27 protein-coding genes are annotated in these 18,763 nt (G+C 60.6%); 12 read left to right on the top strand and 15 right to left on the bottom strand.

Annotation, left to right across the window (positions count from 1 at the left end):
- Window positions 1-17 precede the first annotated feature (17 nt).
- Complete coding sequence (gene cpaB, locus AC04SH_RS15240) at window positions 18-1,037, bottom strand: Flp pilus assembly protein CpaB (RefSeq protein ID WP_488575733.1); 1,020 nt, start codon at window positions 1,035-1,037, stop codon at window positions 18-20.
- Between the two features lie 101 nt (window positions 1,038-1,138).
- A complete protein-coding gene (locus tag AC04SH_RS15235; protein ID WP_488575633.1) occupies window positions 1,139-1,357 on the bottom strand; it encodes a Flp family type IVb pilin in 219 nt (72 codons plus the stop codon).
- 531 nt (window positions 1,358-1,888) lie between these two features.
- On the opposite strand from AC04SH_RS15235, the gene AC04SH_RS15230 reads away from it, so the two are divergent.
- From AC04SH_RS15230 to AC04SH_RS15210, 5 genes are read left to right on the top strand one after another with little or no spacing between them, the layout of a single operon-like run.
- On the top strand, window positions 1,889-3,277 hold the full coding sequence (locus AC04SH_RS15230; protein WP_488575632.1) for a TadA family conjugal transfer-associated ATPase: 1,389 nt from the start codon (window positions 1,889-1,891) through the stop codon (window positions 3,275-3,277).
- A complete protein-coding gene (locus tag AC04SH_RS15225) occupies window positions 3,277-4,248 on the top strand; it encodes a type II secretion system F family protein (protein ID WP_488575631.1) in 972 nt (323 codons plus the stop codon). Before AC04SH_RS15230 ends, AC04SH_RS15225 begins: the two co-directional genes overlap by 1 nt.
- A 16-nt stretch (window positions 4,249-4,264) precedes the next feature.
- On the top strand, window positions 4,265-5,215 hold the full coding sequence (locus AC04SH_RS15220; RefSeq protein WP_488575630.1) for a type II secretion system F family protein: 951 nt from the start codon (window positions 4,265-4,267) through the stop codon (window positions 5,213-5,215).
- Between the two features lie 52 nt (window positions 5,216-5,267).
- Complete coding sequence (locus AC04SH_RS15215) at window positions 5,268-5,807, top strand: tetratricopeptide repeat protein (protein WP_488575629.1); 540 nt, start codon at window positions 5,268-5,270, stop codon at window positions 5,805-5,807.
- Between the two features lie 9 nt (window positions 5,808-5,816).
- Complete coding sequence (locus tag AC04SH_RS15210; RefSeq protein ID WP_488575628.1) at window positions 5,817-6,356, top strand: prepilin peptidase; 540 nt, start codon at window positions 5,817-5,819, stop codon at window positions 6,354-6,356.
- Between the two features lie 84 nt (window positions 6,357-6,440).
- On the opposite strand, the gene AC04SH_RS15205 is transcribed toward AC04SH_RS15210, so the two are convergent.
- Both AC04SH_RS15205 and AC04SH_RS15200 read right to left on the bottom strand, forming a co-directional pair.
- Entirely contained in the window at window positions 6,441-7,160 is a 720-nt protein-coding gene (locus tag AC04SH_RS15205) for a response regulator (RefSeq protein ID WP_112561043.1), read from the bottom strand.
- Window positions 7,147-7,680 carry a MarR family winged helix-turn-helix transcriptional regulator gene (locus tag AC04SH_RS15200; protein WP_112561176.1) on the bottom strand — a complete coding sequence of 178 codons (534 nt, stop codon included), beginning with the start codon at window positions 7,678-7,680 and terminating at the stop codon, window positions 7,147-7,149. The genes AC04SH_RS15205 and AC04SH_RS15200 overlap by 14 nt, the downstream gene beginning before the upstream one ends.
- Window positions 7,681-7,931: 251 nt before the next feature.
- Here AC04SH_RS15200 and AC04SH_RS15195 point away from each other — a divergent pair, with 251 nt between their 5' ends.
- The 3 genes from AC04SH_RS15195 to AC04SH_RS15185 all read left to right on the top strand — a co-directional run bounded on the left by AC04SH_RS15195 (window position 7,932) and on the right by AC04SH_RS15185 (window position 10,160).
- On the top strand, window positions 7,932-8,825 hold the full coding sequence (locus tag AC04SH_RS15195) for a branched-chain amino acid aminotransferase (protein ID WP_477236752.1): 894 nt from the start codon (window positions 7,932-7,934) through the stop codon (window positions 8,823-8,825).
- A gap of 145 nt (window positions 8,826-8,970) precedes the next feature.
- A complete protein-coding gene (locus AC04SH_RS15190; protein WP_477236754.1) occupies window positions 8,971-9,288 on the top strand; it encodes a hypothetical protein in 318 nt (105 codons plus the stop codon).
- A 233-nt stretch (window positions 9,289-9,521) separates the two neighbouring features.
- A complete protein-coding gene (locus tag AC04SH_RS15185; protein ID WP_488575627.1) occupies window positions 9,522-10,160 on the top strand; it encodes an MBL fold metallo-hydrolase in 639 nt (212 codons plus the stop codon).
- Window positions 10,161-10,309: 149 nt separating this feature from the next.
- Here the strand turns inward: AC04SH_RS15185 and AC04SH_RS15180 are convergent, their stop codons facing one another.
- From AC04SH_RS15180 to AC04SH_RS15170, 3 genes are all read right to left on the bottom strand, one after another.
- Window positions 10,310-10,723 (bottom strand): BA14K family protein, encoded by a 414-nt coding sequence (locus AC04SH_RS15180; RefSeq protein ID WP_488575626.1) that lies wholly within the window; start codon window positions 10,721-10,723, stop codon window positions 10,310-10,312.
- A gap of 193 nt (window positions 10,724-10,916) precedes the next feature.
- Window positions 10,917-11,129, bottom strand: coding sequence for a cold-shock protein (locus AC04SH_RS15175; protein WP_112561038.1), 213 nt, complete (start codon window positions 11,127-11,129; stop codon window positions 10,917-10,919).
- 350 nt (window positions 11,130-11,479) lie between these two features.
- Window positions 11,480-11,692 carry a cold-shock protein gene (locus AC04SH_RS15170; RefSeq protein WP_006202520.1) on the bottom strand — a complete coding sequence of 71 codons (213 nt, stop codon included), beginning with the start codon at window positions 11,690-11,692 and terminating at the stop codon, window positions 11,480-11,482.
- A gap of 486 nt (window positions 11,693-12,178) precedes the next feature.
- On the opposite strand from AC04SH_RS15170, the gene AC04SH_RS15165 reads away from it, so the two are divergent.
- Window positions 12,179-12,595 (top strand): Kazal-type serine protease inhibitor domain-containing protein, encoded by a 417-nt coding sequence (locus AC04SH_RS15165; RefSeq protein WP_488550996.1) that lies wholly within the window; start codon window positions 12,179-12,181, stop codon window positions 12,593-12,595.
- Window positions 12,596-12,733: 138 nt separating this feature from the next.
- Here the strand turns inward: AC04SH_RS15165 and AC04SH_RS15160 are convergent, their stop codons facing one another.
- From AC04SH_RS15160 to AC04SH_RS15145, 4 genes are all read right to left on the bottom strand, one after another.
- Window positions 12,734-12,952 carry a hypothetical protein gene (locus tag AC04SH_RS15160; RefSeq protein ID WP_477236762.1) on the bottom strand — a complete coding sequence of 73 codons (219 nt, stop codon included), beginning with the start codon at window positions 12,950-12,952 and terminating at the stop codon, window positions 12,734-12,736.
- A gap of 83 nt (window positions 12,953-13,035) precedes the next feature.
- Window positions 13,036-13,173, bottom strand: a complete 138-nt coding sequence (locus tag AC04SH_RS15155) for a hypothetical protein (RefSeq protein WP_192257804.1) — start codon at window positions 13,171-13,173, stop codon at window positions 13,036-13,038.
- A gap of 41 nt (window positions 13,174-13,214) precedes the next feature.
- Entirely contained in the window at window positions 13,215-13,499 is a 285-nt protein-coding gene (locus AC04SH_RS15150) for a hypothetical protein (protein WP_477236765.1), read from the bottom strand.
- On the bottom strand, window positions 13,496-13,765 hold the full coding sequence (locus tag AC04SH_RS15145) for a hypothetical protein (protein WP_112561035.1): 270 nt from the start codon (window positions 13,763-13,765) through the stop codon (window positions 13,496-13,498). Before AC04SH_RS15145 ends, AC04SH_RS15150 begins: the two co-directional genes overlap by 4 nt.
- A 234-nt stretch (window positions 13,766-13,999) precedes the next feature.
- Between AC04SH_RS15145 and AC04SH_RS15140 the strand changes: the two genes are divergently transcribed.
- Together AC04SH_RS15140 and AC04SH_RS15135 are read left to right on the top strand one after the other, a co-directional pair.
- Window positions 14,000-14,275 carry a hypothetical protein gene (locus AC04SH_RS15140; RefSeq protein ID WP_488575625.1) on the top strand — a complete coding sequence of 92 codons (276 nt, stop codon included), beginning with the start codon at window positions 14,000-14,002 and terminating at the stop codon, window positions 14,273-14,275.
- Between the two features lie 248 nt (window positions 14,276-14,523).
- On the top strand, window positions 14,524-16,158 hold the full coding sequence (locus AC04SH_RS15135; RefSeq protein WP_488575624.1) for a tetratricopeptide repeat-containing sulfotransferase family protein: 1,635 nt from the start codon (window positions 14,524-14,526) through the stop codon (window positions 16,156-16,158).
- Between the two features lie 144 nt (window positions 16,159-16,302).
- On the opposite strand, the gene AC04SH_RS15130 is transcribed toward AC04SH_RS15135, so the two are convergent.
- Window positions 16,303-16,656, bottom strand: coding sequence for a DUF1428 domain-containing protein (locus AC04SH_RS15130; protein WP_112561032.1), 354 nt, complete (start codon window positions 16,654-16,656; stop codon window positions 16,303-16,305).
- Window positions 16,657-16,731: 75 nt separating this feature from the next.
- A complete protein-coding gene (locus tag AC04SH_RS15125; protein WP_477236771.1) occupies window positions 16,732-17,160 on the bottom strand; it encodes a VOC family protein in 429 nt (142 codons plus the stop codon).
- 203 nt (window positions 17,161-17,363) lie between these two features.
- On the opposite strand from AC04SH_RS15125, the gene AC04SH_RS15120 reads away from it, so the two are divergent.
- Entirely contained in the window at window positions 17,364-17,978 is a 615-nt protein-coding gene (locus AC04SH_RS15120; RefSeq protein ID WP_488575623.1) for a glutathione S-transferase family protein, read from the top strand.
- A 49-nt stretch (window positions 17,979-18,027) separates the two neighbouring features.
- Here the strand turns inward: AC04SH_RS15120 and AC04SH_RS15115 are convergent, their stop codons facing one another.
- Both AC04SH_RS15115 and AC04SH_RS15110 read right to left on the bottom strand, forming a co-directional pair.
- Complete coding sequence (locus tag AC04SH_RS15115; protein WP_185970417.1) at window positions 18,028-18,201, bottom strand: hypothetical protein; 174 nt, start codon at window positions 18,199-18,201, stop codon at window positions 18,028-18,030.
- A 126-nt stretch (window positions 18,202-18,327) separates the two neighbouring features.
- Window positions 18,328-18,717: a nuclear transport factor 2 family protein gene (locus AC04SH_RS15110; RefSeq protein ID WP_112561029.1), complete on the bottom strand. Its 390-nt coding sequence runs from the start codon at window positions 18,715-18,717 to the stop codon at window positions 18,328-18,330.
- Window positions 18,718-18,763 lie beyond the last annotated feature (46 nt).

The raw sequence follows: 18,763 nt of genomic DNA, 5'->3' as shown, positions 1-18,763 counted from the left end.
CTTCGCCGCGCGTCCTTTTATGGCTGTCGCGGCACGTCATAGGATTCGAGCTTCACGCCGCGAAACACGCCCACTGTAACATTCTTCGGCGGTGCCGGCTCCAAATACTTGATAACTTCCTTTACGACTTCGTTTGATGCGGGTGCCGTCACCACCGCCGGAGCCGGCTTCATTTTGCCCAACTCGTCGAGGCGGCTTCCCACTCTGTCCACCGCCTGGGTCAATCCGGCAATTTTGTCGTCGGCGCGCTTGCGCTCAGCCGCGGCCGCGGCGTCGGCCGCCGCCTGCTTATCCAGTTCGGCCTGCCTCTTCGCGACATCCGCCGGCGTCTCGCCGCTCAGGTCCGACAATGTCACGCGTTCGGTCGCCTCGCCCTTGCTGGCCGCGGCCTGGCGAAGCGCAAGCGACAATTGGCCTGCCCCGGCCGCTAATGTCAGTTTCTGCGCGTCCTTGGTGCTGGCCTCTAGCGTCACTGACTTCACCACCGTCGGGCTGTCCTTGCTTTCATCCGCCACCTGGTCGATGGCGAGCACCTTCATGCTCTGCAACAGCACGTCGACAAAACTCTGGTCCGCGCCGCCATCGCCGCGCACCGTGCGCGTCAGCAGCACATCGACCCGGTCTCCGGGGAAGACGAAACCGGCTACCCCGAGCACATCGTTGACCCTGATGGAAACGGCTTTCATGCCCTCACCAAGCACCGCCGAAAGCGTAGCACGCTGGCCTGGGCCGGTGACCTTGGAGGCAAGTACGGGTTCGTTGGCGCCGATCGCCTGCAAGGCCTGCTTCGAACCTTCGCCGCCCAAAATCTCTTTCGTTGTCCTGAAGGCGCCGACCGGAACTGCGCCCGCCGGCCACGCGATTTCGCGCAATTTGTCAGCCGACAGGGCATCGCCGAATTTCAAAGGCACTGCCGCTACCACCACAGTGTCGCGCTGCAAGCCGTTAGCCTCGGCCAGCGCGCTACGCTGACTGGCCAGCCAGAAGTTTGCGAGAACCACCGCCAAGACGCCGAACACGCCAGCGAGGACAATCATAATCAAAGTGTTGGCACGCATGAACCCCAAGCCCCAATTTGCCCGCCGCGATGAAACTCAGGCCCGGATCGATCGATCCGGGCCTGAGTACTATTACGTGATCAGGTGCCAACGCCGGTCGCGCCGTTGCAGGACCCGATTGGCGAGTTTTCCAGCGCGGTGCAAAGACCGGTGAAACGACCTGTAACCCAGCCGCCGATCGCGAGGATCGCGAGAATGGCTGCCGCGGCGATAATGCCGACCAGGATGGAATATTCGACCATAGCAGCGCCGTTGTCGTCGTCGCGGAACTGCCGGGTCATCGTCATGAGCTTCTTCATGTCCAATTTCTCCCTTTGGAGGTTTCAACCCGACGAGACAGAGCCAAGGATGAACCCCATACCCAAGCATCCCCCGTCATCTCGATCCTAGGTCGCGAGAAATTGCGGAGTCAAACGGGATTAAGAGTTCCTTAACCTTCCAATACCTGAACTTGGGAGCTCAAGGGCGATTCGAATTCTGACAAGAGCTTGATTCGGCTGAATTTTCAACCGTCCTTAACCATTCATTCACAATTTGGCCACAGCTAAGGCAAAAGGATAGTCGTATTAGCCAACCAGCATATTCCTTTATATCTAAGGGCTTACGGACATTTTTCACCCGAATTCCGTTTGTTGCGATATGAAAGGTCCCGTGAGGTGGGAAGTTGGGGAAAGGGCAAAGTGCGGCGTCGAAATAAAAACGATATTTTTCTGGCAGCACTCCTTAACTATGTTGAAAGTATTGGTCTCACGTGAGGCCCTCCGGCGCTTGTGCCTCGCTTGGTTAACGTTTAGTTTCCGCTAATAGGGGCTAACGGGGTATAAGGGATTATGCTGGGGCGGTTTATCAAGGGACCAAGCGAACTGCAGGCCGCGACAAGGGCCGAGCAGCCGTCTGTGCTGCCTGCCGCTCCGGCCCTTTCGCCGGTCGCTGATATTGAATCGCGCGGCGACGATTTCCTAACGCTCAAGGTCGAACTCCATCGCCACCTGATCGATCGTTTCAATCTGACGGCCCTTGAAAACGCGTCCAAGGATGAAATCCTGAACGAGATCCGGCCGATCGTGCGGGAGTTTGTTCGCGCTCGAAACGTGCCGCTGAACGCTCGTGAACTCGATCAATTGACCAGTGACACGGCTGACGAAATGCTCGGGCTCGGTCCGATCGAGCCGCTGCTCAAGGACGACTCCATTACCGATATCCTGATCAACACCCACAAGCGTGTCTTCATTGAACGGCGTGGCCTGGTTGAAGAGACGGCCATCCGGTTTCGTGACGAGGCGCACCTGCTGCGCATCATCAACAAGATCGTTGCGGCGATTGGCAGGCGCGTCGACGAATCGTCGCCGATGGTCGATGCGCGGCTGGAGGACGGCTCCCGCGTCAACATCGCGGTTCGGCCGATATCGGTGGACGGCCCTCTGGTCTCGATCCGCAAATTCTCGAAGAATCCCTATTCGCTCGAACGACTGATGGCGCTCAATTCAATCAAGCAGCCGATGATCGATCTGCTGCGGATTGCCGTTCAGGCGCGCAAGTCGATCCTGGTTTCGGGTGGCACCGGCAGCGGCAAGACGACCTTGCTCAATGCGCTATCGAGCTACATTCCATCCGCCGAGCGCCTGATCACCATCGAGGACGCGGCGGAACTGCAATTGCAGCAGCCGCATGTCGGCCGTCTGGAGACGCGCCCACCTAATGTCGAGGGCAAGGGCGAGGTTCGTCAGCGCGAATTGGTCAAGAACGCGCTGCGCATGCGACCGGACCGCATCATCGTCGGCGAGGTTCGCGGCGAGGAAGCCTTCGACATGCTGCAGGCCATGAACACCGGCCACGAGGGGTCGATGACCACGATCCACGCCAACACGCCGCGCGATGCCATCTCGCGTCTGGAGCAGATGGTCGGCATGGCCGGCATGCCGATGACCCATGAGTCCATAAGGGCGCAGATCGCTTCGGCCATCGACATCATCGTGCAGACGCAACGTCTCTCGGACGGCGGCAGAAGGGTTGTTTCCATATCGGAACTGACAGGCATGGAAGGCAATGTCGTTCAGCTTCAGGAGATCTATCATTTCGTCCGCCGCGACGTGACGCCGGAAGGCAAGATTGTTGGAGATTTTCGCGCCACAGGGGTTCGTCCGCGGTTCGCCCAGGAAGCGGCGACGCTTGGTCACCATTTCGCCAAGGATGCGTTCAATCCGCAGGTTCCGCTCTGATGCCGACAAGTCAGACCTTGCTCTACTTCATTTATGTGCTGGCAGCGGCATCGGTGATCCTTGCCGCCGAGTCCCTCTACTTGTCTTATGCTGGACGGCGAGTCAGAATCGGCACGATCAACCGACGACTCAAGCGCCTTGCAGAGGAGGCGCCGGCCGAGCAGACGCTCCAAGGCCTCTTGCGAGAACGTGGATTGACGGAATCGGGCGACTTTGTTTTTCGCGCGATCGGGCTGAACCGACTCTATACGCAATCAGGCATCACGGGCAATCCGCTGGCTTTCGCGGCAATGTTCCTCCTCGCCGGGCTGATGCTTGCGCTGGCTCTGAAGTTGCTTTTCGGCTTTTCCTCTCTTGCGGCGCTCATCGTTTTTCTGCTGGTGGGTTTTGCGCTGCCTCTTCTTGTCCTTCGGCGCGCCCGCAATAAACGAATCCAGAGGTTCGCCAAGCAACTTCCCGACGCACTGGACATGATCGTCCGTTCGCTGCGCGCCGGCCACCCAGCTTCCGTGGCGATCGGTCTCGTCGCCCGGGAAATGCCCGATCCGCTCGGCACGGAATTCGGCATCGTCGCCGACGAAATCGCCTTCGGATTGAGCATCGAACAAGCGGTTCGAAAGTTATCGCAACGAGTGGGTTTCGAAGGCCTTCACCTGCTTTCGGTGTCGCTCTCGATTCAGTCCAAGACCGGTGGCAATCTGACTGAGATCCTCGCCAATCTCTCATCGGTGTTGCGGGAGAGGCAAAAGCTCCGGCTGAAAATCAGGGCCCTTTCAGCCGAGGGTCGAATGTCAGCCTGGATCATCTCGCTTTTCCCGGTCGCCATGTTCTTTATCCTCCAGTTCGCTGCTCCTTCCTACTATGGGACCGTATGGAACAATCCGATCATCCTGCCTGTATTCATGATTTTCGGGGGATGGGCGCTTCTGGGCGATTTTATCATGTATCGCATGGTCAATTTCGATTTCTGAGGAGCGAAGCACGGCCGTGTTGTCCACCATTCAGGGTTTGAGCTTTCTGGTTTCGATTGCCGTTTTCATAGCGGCGGCGGCGCTCTTTCTGTTCTGCGCTCTGGTCTTTGTACCAGCGTTGCAGACGAGAAAATTGGTCGCACAAAGCCTTTTGGCAGAGGGCATTGTCGACCGTCGTTCGCTCGCCGGCCAAGAGCAACTCGCCAGGATATCGGCACAAAAGCCGATCGACGCTTATTTCCGCACAATTGAGAAGGAGCGGGGTGAGCCGAATGCGCTTGAGACGAAGCTTTTTCGCGCCGGGTTCCACCAGCCAAATGCGCCCCTTATTTATACCTTGTCGCGCATCGCTGCTGTAGCTATCGGCTTTTTTGCTGCCTACACGCTGCTGTCTCGGGTGTTGCCACCTCAAATGCCCGGCTTTATTACATTTGCCGGCGCCGGCTTGTTTGGGCTCGCCTGTCTGGTTGTCCCCAGTGTTGCGCTTGACCGCTTCGAGAAAGCTCAGATGCAAACTTACCGTCGCGGCTTTCCCGACTTCATGGATATGATGATCACGTGCGCGGACGCAGGTATGAGCCTGGAAGCTGCGGTGGAGCGTGTTAGTAACGAACTGGCGGGAACCCACAAATGGCTGGGTATCCAGCTTGCCATCATGACTCTGCAACTGCGAGCGGGTAAGCCGTTGCGCGAGGCATTGCGCGATCTGTCGGATCGTATTGGCCTTGACGAGGCGCGGGCGCTGGCCGTTCTGTTTCGGCAATCGGAAGAACTTGGCACCAGCCTCACGGATGCGCTACGCGTATATAGCGACGAGATGCGCAGCCAGAGAATTCTTCGCGCCGAGGAGCGCGCCAATGCTTTGCCGGTCAAGATGATGATCCCCTTGGGACTGTGCATCTTTCCGGTTGTCTTGATGGTCATCATGTTGCCGGTTATCATTCGGATGAGGGGCATTTTCTTCTAGTTGCATGTATGCTTTGGTCCTAATATGAGTCGGGGGCATCGAGGGGAACTGCATGAAAAGAGTTATCGCAGTCGCAGCCTGCCTGTTGACGGTAGTGCTTGTCGGCTGCCAGACAGACGCCCCGGACGGTATCGTTCGCACCAATGAGCCGTCGAAAGGCGATGTCACGTCCTTCGGTGATGCGTTCGACGGGCTGAAGACGGTCGGCGACGTCGAATATTATGCCTCGGATCAGGCCGTTGCCGAGGCCAAAAATCAGTTCCGTGCGGAAAATTACGGCAATGCCGGCGCCCTGTTCTTTAAGGCGACGCAACTGGCTCCCAATGACGGCGGCGCCTGGATGGGACTGGCCGCCTCCTGCGACCGGATCCATCGCTTCGACCTTGCCGACCGGGCCTATGGCCGTGCCTTAAAGCTGGTTGGCGCGACGCCCGAATATTACAACAATGTCGGCTATTCCTATCTGCTGCGCGGCAAGTTGCAGGACGCACGCGCGAATTTTCTCAAGGCCTATGAACTGGCGCCCAACGATCCGACCGTGGTCAACAATCTGAAGCTCCTGTCGTCAAGCGTGCAGAACGTAGAGCGGTAGGCTGCCTGCATGTTGCTAGTCGCATCGCTGCTGTTGAAGGCGTTGGCCATCCCTCTGCTTGCGAGGGTTGCCTGGGTGGACTTCACTACCCAGAAGATATCCAACGGCATCGTGCTGCTGCTGCTTGGCTTGGGCTTAGGCTCGCTGCTGTTGGGGGCTGTTCAGTCCAGATCCTGGTGGGACATGGGCCTGAGCGTGGCCGCCGGCCTCCTGCTGTTTGTCGTGTTCTTCCCCTTCTGGATCTTGCGCAAGGTCGGCGCCGGCGATGTCAAGCTAATGGCAGTGATGCCGCTACTGGTCGGCGGCACCGGCCTTGTTGTGTTTTCTCTGCTGCTGGCGGTGTTCGCCGTGGCCATGGCCGTGGTGGTGGTAAATCCGTTCCTGCTGCCGGCAGGCGCGTTTCGCGTCTATGTCCAGCATATGGACAGGAAGGGCGTCGTGCCGTTTGGCGTGCCGATTTCGGCAGCTGCGATTGGCGCTATCGCTTTCCAGATTTACGAGAACTGGGTGCTGGCGAGCAGCTCGGGAATCCTGGATCAGCTTCACTGAACCCAGCAATCCGCTCGGTCGTCGCGAAACCTAAAGTCAAAAGCGCAAACGCTAAGCAACTGAACCCGCTCGGCCGCGAGCCAGCTATTCCACGCTGAGCCGATAGCCAATGCCGCGCACTGTCTGCAGCCAGACCGGATTGGACGGATCGCGCTCGATCTTGCGGCGCAGCCGGTTGATCTGGACGTCGATGGTGCGCTCGCCGACTTCGGAATCGTCGCCGACCAGCTCGTGGCGCGGGATGGTTTCGCCGGCGCGTGCGGCGAAGATCGCCAGGATCTCCTGCTCGCGGTCGGTCAGCTTCAGCGCCTCGCCGCCACGCTTCAGTTCGCGCCTGGCGATCTGGAAGGTGTAGGGGCCGAAGACCAGCTGCTCGACCTTGGGCGTGGTCGCCGGGCCGCCGCGGCGCAGGATGTTGTTGATGCGCAGGATCAGCTCGCGCGGGTCGAAGGGCTTGGGCAGATAGTCGTCGGCGCCGGCTTCGAGACCGGTGATGCGGCTGTCGGTTTCCGACAGCGCGGTGAGCATCAGGATCGGTACGTTCTTCTCCTCCCGCAACGCCTTGGTGAGGTCGACGCCGGTTTCACCGGGCATCATGACGTCGAGGACAAGGAGGTCGAAGTCCAGCCCGGCGAGCTTGCGCCTGGCCTCGCCGGCATTGCCGGCGACGGTCACGCGAAAGCCGTTCTCGGTCAGATACTGCTTCAGCAAATTGCGGATGCGGGTGTCGTCGTCGACCACAAGCAGATGCGGCGCGTCATCGTCCGGCGCCGCCGGCTGGTCCACCCTCTCAATGGTCTCCATGGCTTTTCCCTGACATGTTTGCAGGCACAATGTCGATCTGCGCCCTTAGTTCCGGATTGACCATCGCTTCCAGGAATCTTTCGATCAAGGGGCGCTCGCTGGCTCCGGAATCTTCCAATGCAGCACGGATGCGGCGTGACTGTGGCCGCGCCAGGGCCAGCGCCAGGGCGCGGCCCTTGGCCGTCGGGTAGAGTTCACGCTGGCGGCGGTCGCGCGGGCCCTGCAACTGCACGATATGGTCGGTGTCGATCAGCTGCTTCAGCACCCGCGCCAGGCTCTGCTTGGTGATCTTGAGCACGTCGAGCAGTTCGGCGACCGTCAGCCCCGGCCGGCGGTTGACGAAATGCAGCACACGGTGATGGGCGCGGCCGAAGCCGTAATCGGCCAGGATCTGGTCGGGGTCGGAGGTGAAATCACGATAGGCAAAGAAGAACAGTTCGATGATGGCGAAGTCGATGCCGTCCTCGTCGGTGATCGCCGTCTTGATCGGTTTTCCGGCAGCTGGGCTTCGATCCGTCATCATTTCTCCGTCCATAGAGGGAAATTATGTCAGTACTATTGACGTAATTTCCCTGCAATGGTAATTTTTGACAAGCTTTTGGGCGGATTGCGAACGAAAAGGCAAGGGAGCGCGGTTTTTCCGGAACTTCCTGAGTTTGCCAGAGTTCGATTATCCGCTTACGCTTCAAGATATCCGGCCGCCCGATGCGGCTGTCGCGAAACAAACAACAACACCAATGATGTGCGGGCCGCCGCCCGCGGGAGGTTTCCATGGCATCCGTTCCCTTCGACCAGCTGGAAGGCTTCATCTGGATGAACGGCGAGTTCGTCAAATGGGCCGACGCCAAGATCCACGTGCTGACCCACGGCCTGCACTATGCCAGCGCCGTCTTCGAGGGCGAGCGCGCCTATGGCGGCGCAATTTTCAAGCTGAACGAGCATACCGAGCGCCTGCATGAATCGGCGCGCCTGCTCGGCTTCAAGATTCCCTATTCGGTGGCCGAGCTCAACGACGCCTCGACCACGCTTCTGAAGAAGCAGGGTTTCCAGGACGCCTATGTCAGGCCGATCGCCTGGCGCGGCAGTGAACAGATGGGCGTGTCGGCGCAGAACAGCCGCATCAACTGCGCCATCGCCATCTGGCAATGGCCGAGCTATTTCGACCCGGCGCAGAAGCTCAAGGGCATCCGTCTCGATGTGGCGGAATGGCGCCGGCCCGACCCGCGCACGGCGCCGTCGAAGTCGAAGGCCGCCGGCCTCTACATGATCTGCACCATGTCCAAGCATGCCGCCGAGGCCAAGGGCTATGCGGATGCCATGATGCTCGACTGGCGCGGCCAGGTCGCGGAAGCAACCGGCGCCAACATCTTCTTCGTCAAGGACGGCAAGATCCATACGCCCAAGCCGGATTGCTTCCTCGACGGCATCACCCGCCGCACCGTCATTGGCCTGGCCAAGGACCGCGGCCTTGAGGTCATCGAGCGCGCCATCATGCCTGAGGAACTCGAAGGTTTCGAACAGTGCTTCCTCACCGGAACGGCGGCGGAAGTGACGCCGGTTTCCGAGATCGGCCCCTACCGATTCGAGGTTGGCGAGATCGCCAAGACTTTGATGAACGACTATTCTGCCGCAGTGCAGCCTAAGCATGCGATAGCCGCAGAATAACGGAAATCACAGCTTTTTTCGCAAGCAGGGGCGGTTTTAAGGCCGCCCCTTTTATTTCAGCATTTACGCATTTGACTTTCGTCTAATTCGGCGTCTCATGATGGTGTCGGCCCGGGAGGCTGGCAGCTATGGAGGGACTAGGTACATGGATACGAACACGCTCATTGCGATCGTTGTGCAGGTAATAGCGGGTGTTGTCGGTGGTCAGGCAATCGGCGTTGCGCTGAAGAATGCGGCGATGGGCCAGTTGACCAAAATCCTGGGTGGCGCCATTGGCGGCGTCGGCGGCGCGGCGATCCTCGGCAGCCTGCTCGGCGGCGGCACGGTCGACCCGGCAGCGGCTGCAGCGGCAACCGGCGGGTTGGGCAGCGCGTTGAACATCGACAACCTCGTCGGCGGCGCCGGCGGCGGCGCGATCCTGACCGGCATCATCGGTGCGGTCATGGGCGCGATGAAGAAATAAGCCTCTGGATCATTCACCGTTTCACGGCGAATGATCCAACTTGTTGTTTTTACGCAATTCCGGACGGAAAACCGCTTACACTTTTCCTGGAATTGCTCGAAACTCAGGCTTCGTCATATGGGCGGCCGTTGGGCCGCCCATATCTGTTTTGGGGCCTATCAAGATTGTCGCGGAGCTGTGGACCTTGCCTGCCTGTGCCTCTACATCACGCGAGACACAGCGAAAGGATAATCATGGGTCAGCTCAATGCCGGCATCGTGCCGGTCACGCCCTTCCAGCAGAACTGCACCATCCTGTTCGACATGGATGACAAGCATGGCGTCGTCGTCGATCCGGGTGGCGACATCGACAAGGTGCTGGCGGTGCTGAAGGACAATGCGATCACCGCCGGTGCGATCTGGATCACCCATGGCCATATCGATCATGCCGGTGGCGCCATCGAATTGAAAGAGGCGCTCGGCATCGAGATCATCGGCCCGCACGAGGCCGACAAGCCGCTGCTCGACAATCTCGAGAAGCAGGGCCAGCTCTACGGCATTGCAGGGGTGCGCAACTGCGTTCCCGACCGGTTCCTCAGCGAAGGTGAAACCGTGTCGTTCGGTTCGCATGTGTTCGAGGTGCTGCATTGCCCCGGCCATGCACCCGGCCATGTCGTCTATTACAACCGCGCGGCCAAGTTCGCCCATGTTGGCGATGTGCTGTTTCGCGGCTCGGTGGGGCGCACCGACCTGCCGGGCGGCGACCATGCGACGCTGATCGCCTCGATCAAGAACAAGCTTCTGCCGCTCGGCGACGACATCGGCTTCATCTGCGGCCATGGCCCGGGCGGCCGCTTTGGCGAGGAGAGGCGGACCAATCTGTTCCTTATCTAGCGATGTCTTTCTGCCAACAAAAAAGCGCTGACCTTGCAGTCAGCGCTTTTGGTTTGGGGCAGGGAAGCTCTACGCGCTTCGCGCCCTAGAGTCTTTATCTTGTGCAGGTCGTTATCCCAAAACCGCTACGCACTTTTGGGCGACATGCACTAATTAGCGGTGCAGAAATGCTGCTCACCGTCATTGCCGGTGAACGTGCCGCTGCGGGCGTTGAAGGTCCTGTAGCGGTCCGAGCAGTATTCGTACCAGTCGCGGGTCCACGGCTCGGCATAGCGGTCGGCATAGACGACGCGCGGCTCGGCATAGTAGCGGCGAACCGGCCGCACTTCGCGATAGTCGTAGTCGTCGTCATAGCTGCTGTTGTAGCGCGGCTGCGGATTGCTCAGCGCTCCGGCGATCAGGGCGCCGGCCGCAAGGCCGACGACACCGGCGGCAATGGCGTCGCCATTGTGGTGACCATGATGGCGATGGCGCCATTCGTCGGCGTTGGCGGCGGGCAGAGTGGCGAGCGTGGTCGCGGCGAGTGCGGCGCCCAGGATAGCGGTTTTGAAAATGCGATTCATCTTGGTCTCCTTCGTGCCGGCCCGGATAGTTTTCGGGGATGCGGTCCGGCCTTGGGGACGATTAATAGGAGACCGTGGCTGAACGGGGGCTGAACGGAATTTGCTGATATGCTTCAGGTCATGCGGCAAAAACCACACGCTCGCGGAAGGCGCTCCGCCTCATCAATCTCCGTCCAGACTGTCTTGAGCCGGCTTAGCCGACCGACAGGTTGACGGCCTTCGGACCCTTGCCGCGCTTGTCCGGCTCGGTGTCGAATGTCACTTTCTGCCCATCCTCCAGACCGGGAAGACCCGACGCCTGCACGGCGGAAATGTGGACGAAGACATCCTTCTGGCCGTCGTCCGGCGTGATGAAGCCGAAGCCTTTGGCATGATTGAAGAATTTGACGGTGCCGGTCTGCGGCATGGGAAGCTCCCTTTGATCCCATAAAGTCAGTTTCGGGCCGGCAAATGCCCGAATGGAAATTTGTCCTTTATTTTAGCGCTATCGGCAAGAGAAAGTTTTGGCGAGGCCGGCAACGGTCAAGGAGGTCAAATAGATCGTTGCAGCCAAGGCAATTCGCGCCAGACGATCGCGCCGGCGATCAGCCATTCGATGAACGGGTCGAGCGTCCTTTGCCCAACACCGGCGGACATGAAAAAGGCGCGACGGGAAACGTCGCGCCTTCGAAAACTCTGGGTCGGCTGACAAAGCCGGTTCAAGCACGCTTCAAGTGCCTTTTCGCGCGCCCTGACGGGCGCGCGGGCACCGCCGGTTCAGGCCGCGCGGAGATTGACCGCCTTCGGGCCCTTGCCCATGCGGTCGGGTTCAACGTCGAAGGTGACCTTCTGGCCGTCGACGAGCGTACGCAGGCCCGAAGCCTCGATCGCGGAAATGTGGACGAACACATCCTTGGCGCCGCCGTCGGGCGTGATAAAGCCGAAGCCTTTGGTCGCGTTGAAGAATTTAACGGTGCCGGTCTGGGCCATTGGGGAAACTCCTTCACCCGTGTCAGTCTTGTGGTTTGCCCGCCGCCTGGCATCGTGGGCAAGTCCCGGTGGTTGCTTCGGCAGTCCTGCATTTGCGCATGGTAAAACCCCCCGCCGAAAACGGGGCCGTCAGAGATTCACAGTATCGGGGAAAGGTCGTCCAAAACGTTCCGCTCTCCGGGTCGCAAATGCCCGAACACAAAATTTATCGCACGGAAACGTGATAGTTGCAAGATAGCGCCGCGGGCCGCGACCATCGACGCATCCCAACGCAGGCGCTTCGATAAACCCGGCCCCGTTGGCGGTCATCAGCCAGAGCCCGGCCACGCATGGTCCAGCTGATATAGTCCAAGGTTAAAACAGTGCGGGGAGGGGTATCGCATGGCTCCGCCGCGCCGCAAACAGGGGTTGCATTTGGCAAGGGAATGGCGAGGATCGACAGGCGCGTTTTGCGCCGGGACGGGGGTTCTCGAGGGAGGCATATTCATGAGATTTCTTGCGACGATCTTCTCGCGCCAAGGTTTTACCATTCTCTTCCTGTCGGGTCTTCTTGCGGCCTGCACCGTGGTCGTCGACGACGGGCCGGGACCGCGTCCGCGGCCGCCACGGCCGGAACCGGAATTCTGCACCAGGGAATATGAGCCGGTCTGCGCGCGGCGCGGCGGTGACCGCCAGACCTTCGCCAATGCCTGCCTCGCAGAGCGCTCGGGCTACCGCATCGTGCGCGACGGCCCTTGCCGTGACGGCGGTGGTGGCGGCGGTGGCGGCAGCGAAGAGCCGACATTCTGCACGCGCGAATATGCGCCCGTCTGCGCCCGCCGTCATGGCGAACTGCGCACCTTCCCAAATGCCTGCGAGGCACGTGCCGCCGACTATCGCGTCGTCGACAACGGTCCGTGCTGAGAGGGCAAAGGATGGGGCGAGACCCATGACTCGCCCCGGGCGGTGGATCGCCGCGCCAGCGCCGAGGCCGGGAAGGGTGGCTGGACGGAATGAGACGAGCGCTTGGGGTTGGCGCGCGGATCAGATCGGAATGGTTGCCTACGCCGGATACGCCCCGTCGGCGGGGCCGGCGTAGAGCTCTGCGCCGTTCTCGTCGCAGATACGCAGACGGTCGGGGATCTGCGGCATGGCCAGCGTATGAAACAGCGCGGTGGCGCCCTGCAGGGCGGCGCGCAGGTTGGGCGCTTCCAGCGACACCTTGTCGAGCGTGGCTTCGTCGGCGTCGCGCGAACGGTAGAACTCGATGAAGAAGTTCAAGCAAGTCTCCGTGGCAGAGCGTTGCGCGAGCTTGTTGCCGTCACCTAAGGCGACGGAGGGGCGCACGAGGCGCCCCTGGCTGGTCAGTTCTTGGACTTCGGCTTCAGGCCGCTCTCGGCCTGCTTGACCGACGAGCCGAAGGGGGCGGCGGGCTTGGCCACGACCTTATCCTTCTTCGGTTTGCGCGTTTCGCGGTTGCTTCGCTGTTGACCCTTGGACATGGACTGCTCCTGGTGCGTGTTGGCTTGGCTTTGCCGGCGTTTCAGGCGGCCGGGTTGTTGGAAACAACCGGGTTGTTGGCAGCAACCAGATCGTCGGCCACTTCGAGATTGTCTTCCGTGGTGACCCGCTCATAGGTCTCCTGCTCGCTGCGGATGCGGTATTGCGGCGAGCCGTCCTTGACCGGCAACCTGCTCTTGATCTCGAACAGTTCCACGGGCTTCTGGAGCATCCCGATGCGGCTCTTCATGCGGACCGTCTGGCCGACGGCGAAGCGGTGCGAGGGCGTGTCGGTGCGCGGACGCGCATTCTGCTGGAAGCGGATCATGCTGCGTTCTCCTGGTCGCGCCTCAGCGCTGTTTCGAGTTCGAGGTAGTCGATGGCGACAAGCTGGCTGGTGGTCGGGTTCTTCACCGCCCTTGCCGGCAAATGGATGAAGGTGGCGACGCGACGCCAGGCAAGCCGCGACATGCCTTCGATCAGCTCCTCATCGTGATCGATGTCATAGTCGCCGGCCGGCAGTTGCCCTTCCAGTCCGCCGAGCACGAAGGGTGCCGCGAAATGGGCGATGGAATGGGTGGTGCGCTCCGACATTGACTTGGCTCTGGTTCCGCCTGGACGCGCTGCACGCCACTGTGCCGGCAATTCAGATATCGGCGATTGGAATGAGTTTGGCGGGTCGAGAACTTCTGACGCCGCGATATGCCAAGCTTGGCCCAAAAACGATCTTGCAACCCATAGCCCTAAACAGCGGCTTGTTCAAGATAATTTCCATCTCGATTCAGCCATCCTAAAAATTTAAGCCTGTAAATCTTGGATAAAACTGCTATGGTCTCATTATATCAACAAATCCCTTATCGATGGCGCGCCGGAATAATTGTCCTGTCGCCTGCTTTTATTTTTCCTAAAAAGGCGAAAACTATGAGAATCATGAAAACACCGGACGGCCCAGCCATAGCTGTCGCGCCAATCGTCGCATTCCCGAAAGCCCTCTCTGTGCGCCTGACGATAAGGAGTGACGAAGCGGCACGGCGCAAGGTCGCCGACACCGACGGGACGTTGCGGCGGGAGCGCCAGCTTGCCGAAAGCAACCGGCTGATTTGACCGGGCGAGCTTGGTCATGACCTGCAGCGCTGCGCGCTCGCCGGACACCCCCGCAGCACTTTGATTTACGCACGGTTGTTGCCCGGACCGAAGACCATACCCGGCTGCGATCTGCCCTTGAATCTGTCTCTTCCATGCCTTAGGTCCGGCAAGCGGACAAACACGGCAGGTTTCCCATCAACAGAGATCAGAGAAGAGCGGCGGGTGCTGGAGCTGGCGGACAGCCGCCGCTGGGCCTCGACCAATATGTGCAGCAGGCGCTGCAGCTGCATCAGGCCGGGCGCCGGCAGGAGGCCGAGACGCTCTACCGACAAGTGCTGGCGCGCAAGGCCAATCACGCGGCGGCGGCGCATTTCCTTGGCCTGCTGCTGCACCAGACCGGGCGCAGTGGCGAAGGGCTGGAGCTGATCGAGCAGTCGGTGCGTCTGCAGCCGAAGAATCCCGATTTCCTCAACAATCTCGGCACGGTGATGCGCGATCTCGGTCGCGTTGCAGCAGCGGCCGATTTCTTCCGTGGTGCGGTCGATCTCAAGCCCGACCAGCTCGCGGCACGCGATAATCTGGGGTCCGCGTTGAAACAGCTCGGCCAGTTCGAGGGTGCGGAGGACATTTATCGCGGCACGGTCGGGCGCAATCCCTTCCATGTCCGTGCCCGCATCGGGCTTGCCGAATCGCTGCAGGAGGCCGGGCGTCTGGACGAGGCGCTGGCGACCTTCCGCGAGGCGCTGACGATCCGGCCCAAGGATGCCGACCTGTTGCACGGGCTCGGCGTCGGGCTGATGGAAAAAGGCAAGCTCGATGAAGCGGCCGACCTGTTCCGGCAGGCGCTGGCGATCACGCCCGGCATGGCCAAAGCCTGGCTTATGCTGACGCAGGTCAAGCGCCAGAAGGAGCGCGACAGCGAACTCGCGGGGATGGAGGCACAGCATGCCAAGGCGCCGGCCGACAGCCTGGCGCGCATGCAGCTCTCCTTCGGCCTCGGCAAGGCCAATGACGATTTGAAGGATTACAGCAGGGCCTTCGACTATTTCGCCGAAGGCAATGCTATTCGTCGCAAGGGCATCGACTACGATCCCGTCAGGACACGCGACGAATTCGAGGCGATGAAGACGGTGTTCGACACCGGCTTTTTCGAAAAGCACAAGCCGAGCCCGATTTCCAATGACACGCCGATCTTCGTCGTCGGCATGCCGCGTTCGGGCACCACGCTGGTCGAGCAGATCATCGCCAGCCATCCTGAGGTCTACGGTGCGGGCGAGCTCAGCATTTTGAAGACCGCGGTCGGAAACCAATTCCCGACGACTATGCCCGGCGGCTTCCCCTGGGGGCTGGTTGATGTATCCGACACGGAGTTTGCCGAGGCGGGCCAAGCCTATCTCGACATGCTGCATGCCCGCTATCCCGACTTCAGGCATGTCACCGACAAGATGCCCGGCAACTTCCTGCTCATCGGCTTCATCCACATGATGCTGCCGAAGGCGAAAATCATCCATTGCGCGCGCGATGCGGCGGCGACGTGCCTTTCAATCTTCAAGGTGCACTTCCGCGGCGACAGTCACCGTTACGGCTATGATCTCGGCGAACTCGCCGACTTCCACAATCTCTACACCGACATCATGGCGCATTGGCGCAGCGTGCTGCCCGGCGTTGTCCATGACGTGCGTTACGAGGATTTCGTCGCCGACCAGGAGGGACAGACGCGGGCGCTGATCGCGCATCTCGGCCTGCCCTGGGACGACAAGGTGCTGTCGTTCCACGAGACCGATCGTCCGGTGCGCACGGCCTCGGCCGCGCAGGTGCGCCAGCCGATGTATCAGGGCTCGGTCGATCTGTGGAAGCGCTATGGAGACAGGCTGAAGCCTCTCCTCGACAAGCTGGCCTGATATTGAGGTGAGGCCGGCCTGCGAACGGCTGATACCTGCGCTTCCGGTGCTCACGTACGTTAAGTACGCTCCGCTCCGGTTCTCGGTATCAGCCATTCTCGGCTCGGCCTGACCTCAATCTCGACCTAGTTTGGAGCGATTGCGTCAAAGTTCCACGAACGGTTGGAAGCCGCCGTAGATCATGCGCTTCATATCGAAGGGCATAGGTCCCCAATCGGGTGTGAAACGCGGGTCGGCCATCACCTTGGGCATCACCGTGTCGCGGCTTTCCCTGGATTCATAAACCACCCAGGCGAAGACGACGATCTCATCGTCCTTGGCCTGAACGGCACGCGGAAACGAAGTGACCTCGCCATTGGGCACGTCGTCGCCGATACATTCGACATAGGCGAGCGCGCCGTGCTCCATCCATATCGGGCCCGCGAGGTTGGCCAGTCTCTTGTAGTCATCGAGATTTGCCTTGGGCACGGCGAGCACGAAACCATCGACGTAGGACATTGGGTTCTCCCTGGAGTGTCTCAAAAAGCTGCCTCACCGGCGCCAGCCGGTGAGGGACTTCGTCGTTGGCGATGGTCAGCCTTTCTTCGCCGGTGCGTTCATCGCCCACTCGACACCGAAGGGATCGCGCATATTGCCCCATCGGTCGCCCCAGAACATCAGCTGGAGTGGTACGGCGACTTCGCAGCCGGCATCGACGGCGCGCTTCCACCAGGCGTCGATGTCGTCGGCGCCGAGATGGAGCTGCATGGTGTAGCCCTGCGGCTTGACGGCGGGCATGCCGTTTTCGGGGTAGAAATCGGAGATCATCAGCGTCGAGCCGTTGATATGGAGATGGATGTGCATGGTGCGGCCCTGGTCGTCGGGCGGATAGAAGAACACCTGCTCGGCGCCGAAGGCCTTCTTGTAGAATTCGGCTGCCTTGAAGGCGCCGTCCAGTTGCAGATAGGGGGTCAATCCACCGAGAACTTTGGCGGCCGGCTGAACGGGGGTCTGGTCGGTCATATCTTGCTCCTCTTTGCGTTTGGTCTGGGCGCTTGATCTGGTCTTGCGAACCCTAGGACGAACGAGGCGGCGGCAATCCTACATGGCCCGATGGGATTTTTTTGGCGTGAAATGAACTTGCGTCGGCGGCGCCCAATCAGAGCGCAATCCTCGCAGCCCGCGGGCTAGAAAAGGGACCGCTTCTTCAACCCGTTGAGACGACGATGATCCTCTACTACCAGACCCATTCGCCCTTCGCGCGCAAGGCGCTCGTCTTCGCCCACGAGGTCGGCCTTGCCGATCGGCTCGAGGTCATTCATCACGAGACCAGCCCGACCTTGCGCAATGCGCGCGTCTATGCCGAAAACCCGCTCGGCAAGGTGCCGGTGCTGTTGCGGCCGGACGCGTCGCCGCTCTTCGATTCCGATGTCATCTGCGCCTATCTCGACACGCTGCATGACGGCCGCAAATTGCTGCCGCCAGATGGCGAGGCGCGTTGGCAGGCGTTGCGGCTGCAGGCGGTCGCCCAAGGCTTGGCTCAGACGGGCATAGCTTTGCGATGGGAGACGGAAAGAAGACCCGAACAATTGCGTTACGACGCCCTTGCCGAGGGCTACCGGGAAAAGCTCGAGGCGAGTTACGACTGGATCGACAGCATGCTGGATGATGAGGCGCCGCTCCATGTCGGCCACATAGCGCTCGCCACCACACTATCCTGGATGGCGTTCCGCCAGCTGCCGTCGTTTCGCGCCCGGGTGCGGCTGACGCGCTGGTTCGAGGCGTTCGAAAAGCGCGCATCGATGCAGGCGACGCCGCTTTCGGGCGATACGCATGACTGAGCAAAGGTTGCCCGGCGGCGGCCTGCATCGATACTTCCCGACGGCATGGTCAGGGCGCCCTGCAGATCCGCGGGCCGTTTTGCGCGTCGATGACGATTTCCGGCCAGCCGATATCCTTGCGCAGTTCGATCGGCAGGGCCAGCAACTCGCGCTCGCTGCGGTGGCGGGCGCGGTTCTGTGCGTAACGGGTGGCGACGCGGCCTATGGATGACAGAATGGACATGATGCTTTCTCCTCAGATGAAGCCGGCATCATCGTGTCGGCATCCCAAGGACGCGTCACACGGCGACAATCCGACAGAGCGCGGAGAAATTTATTGGCCGCAAGGCCGGATTCAATCGAAGACGGCTCAGATGACCGCTGCGGCCAGAGCGGTGTCGTAATACTCCACCATCCCGATAATCTTGCCGTCGCGCAGCGTCCAGAAATCGGCGGTGCGCATGACAAACTCCTCGCCGGTGGTTCGGCGCGTCATATGGATCTCGACCTGCGCCGCAACCTTGTCGCCCTCTTCGATGATCTCGACCGGGATGAAGCTCCGGTATTCGAAATCGTCGTCAAGCGCCAAAAGCCGAGCAAGAAACTCCTGCTTGCCCTTGGCCACTCCAGCGTAGCGCGACTGCGCCGGGTCGGCGATCCAGCGGAAGACGATATCATTGGCGCAGTCGACCAGCGCGCCCTCGATGTCACGTTTTGCATAGGCATCATACAGGTTCCTGACGACGTCCGCGCCACGCATGATCAGTTTCCTCCCTCGGTTTGCGAGACCTCAGAATGCGCCTTTT

It is taken from the genome of Mesorhizobium sp. CNPSo 4688 (genome assembly GCF_057784295.1).
Note: the sequence above shows the minus strand (reverse complement) of the source record. Positions and strands in the feature narration are given on the sequence as shown.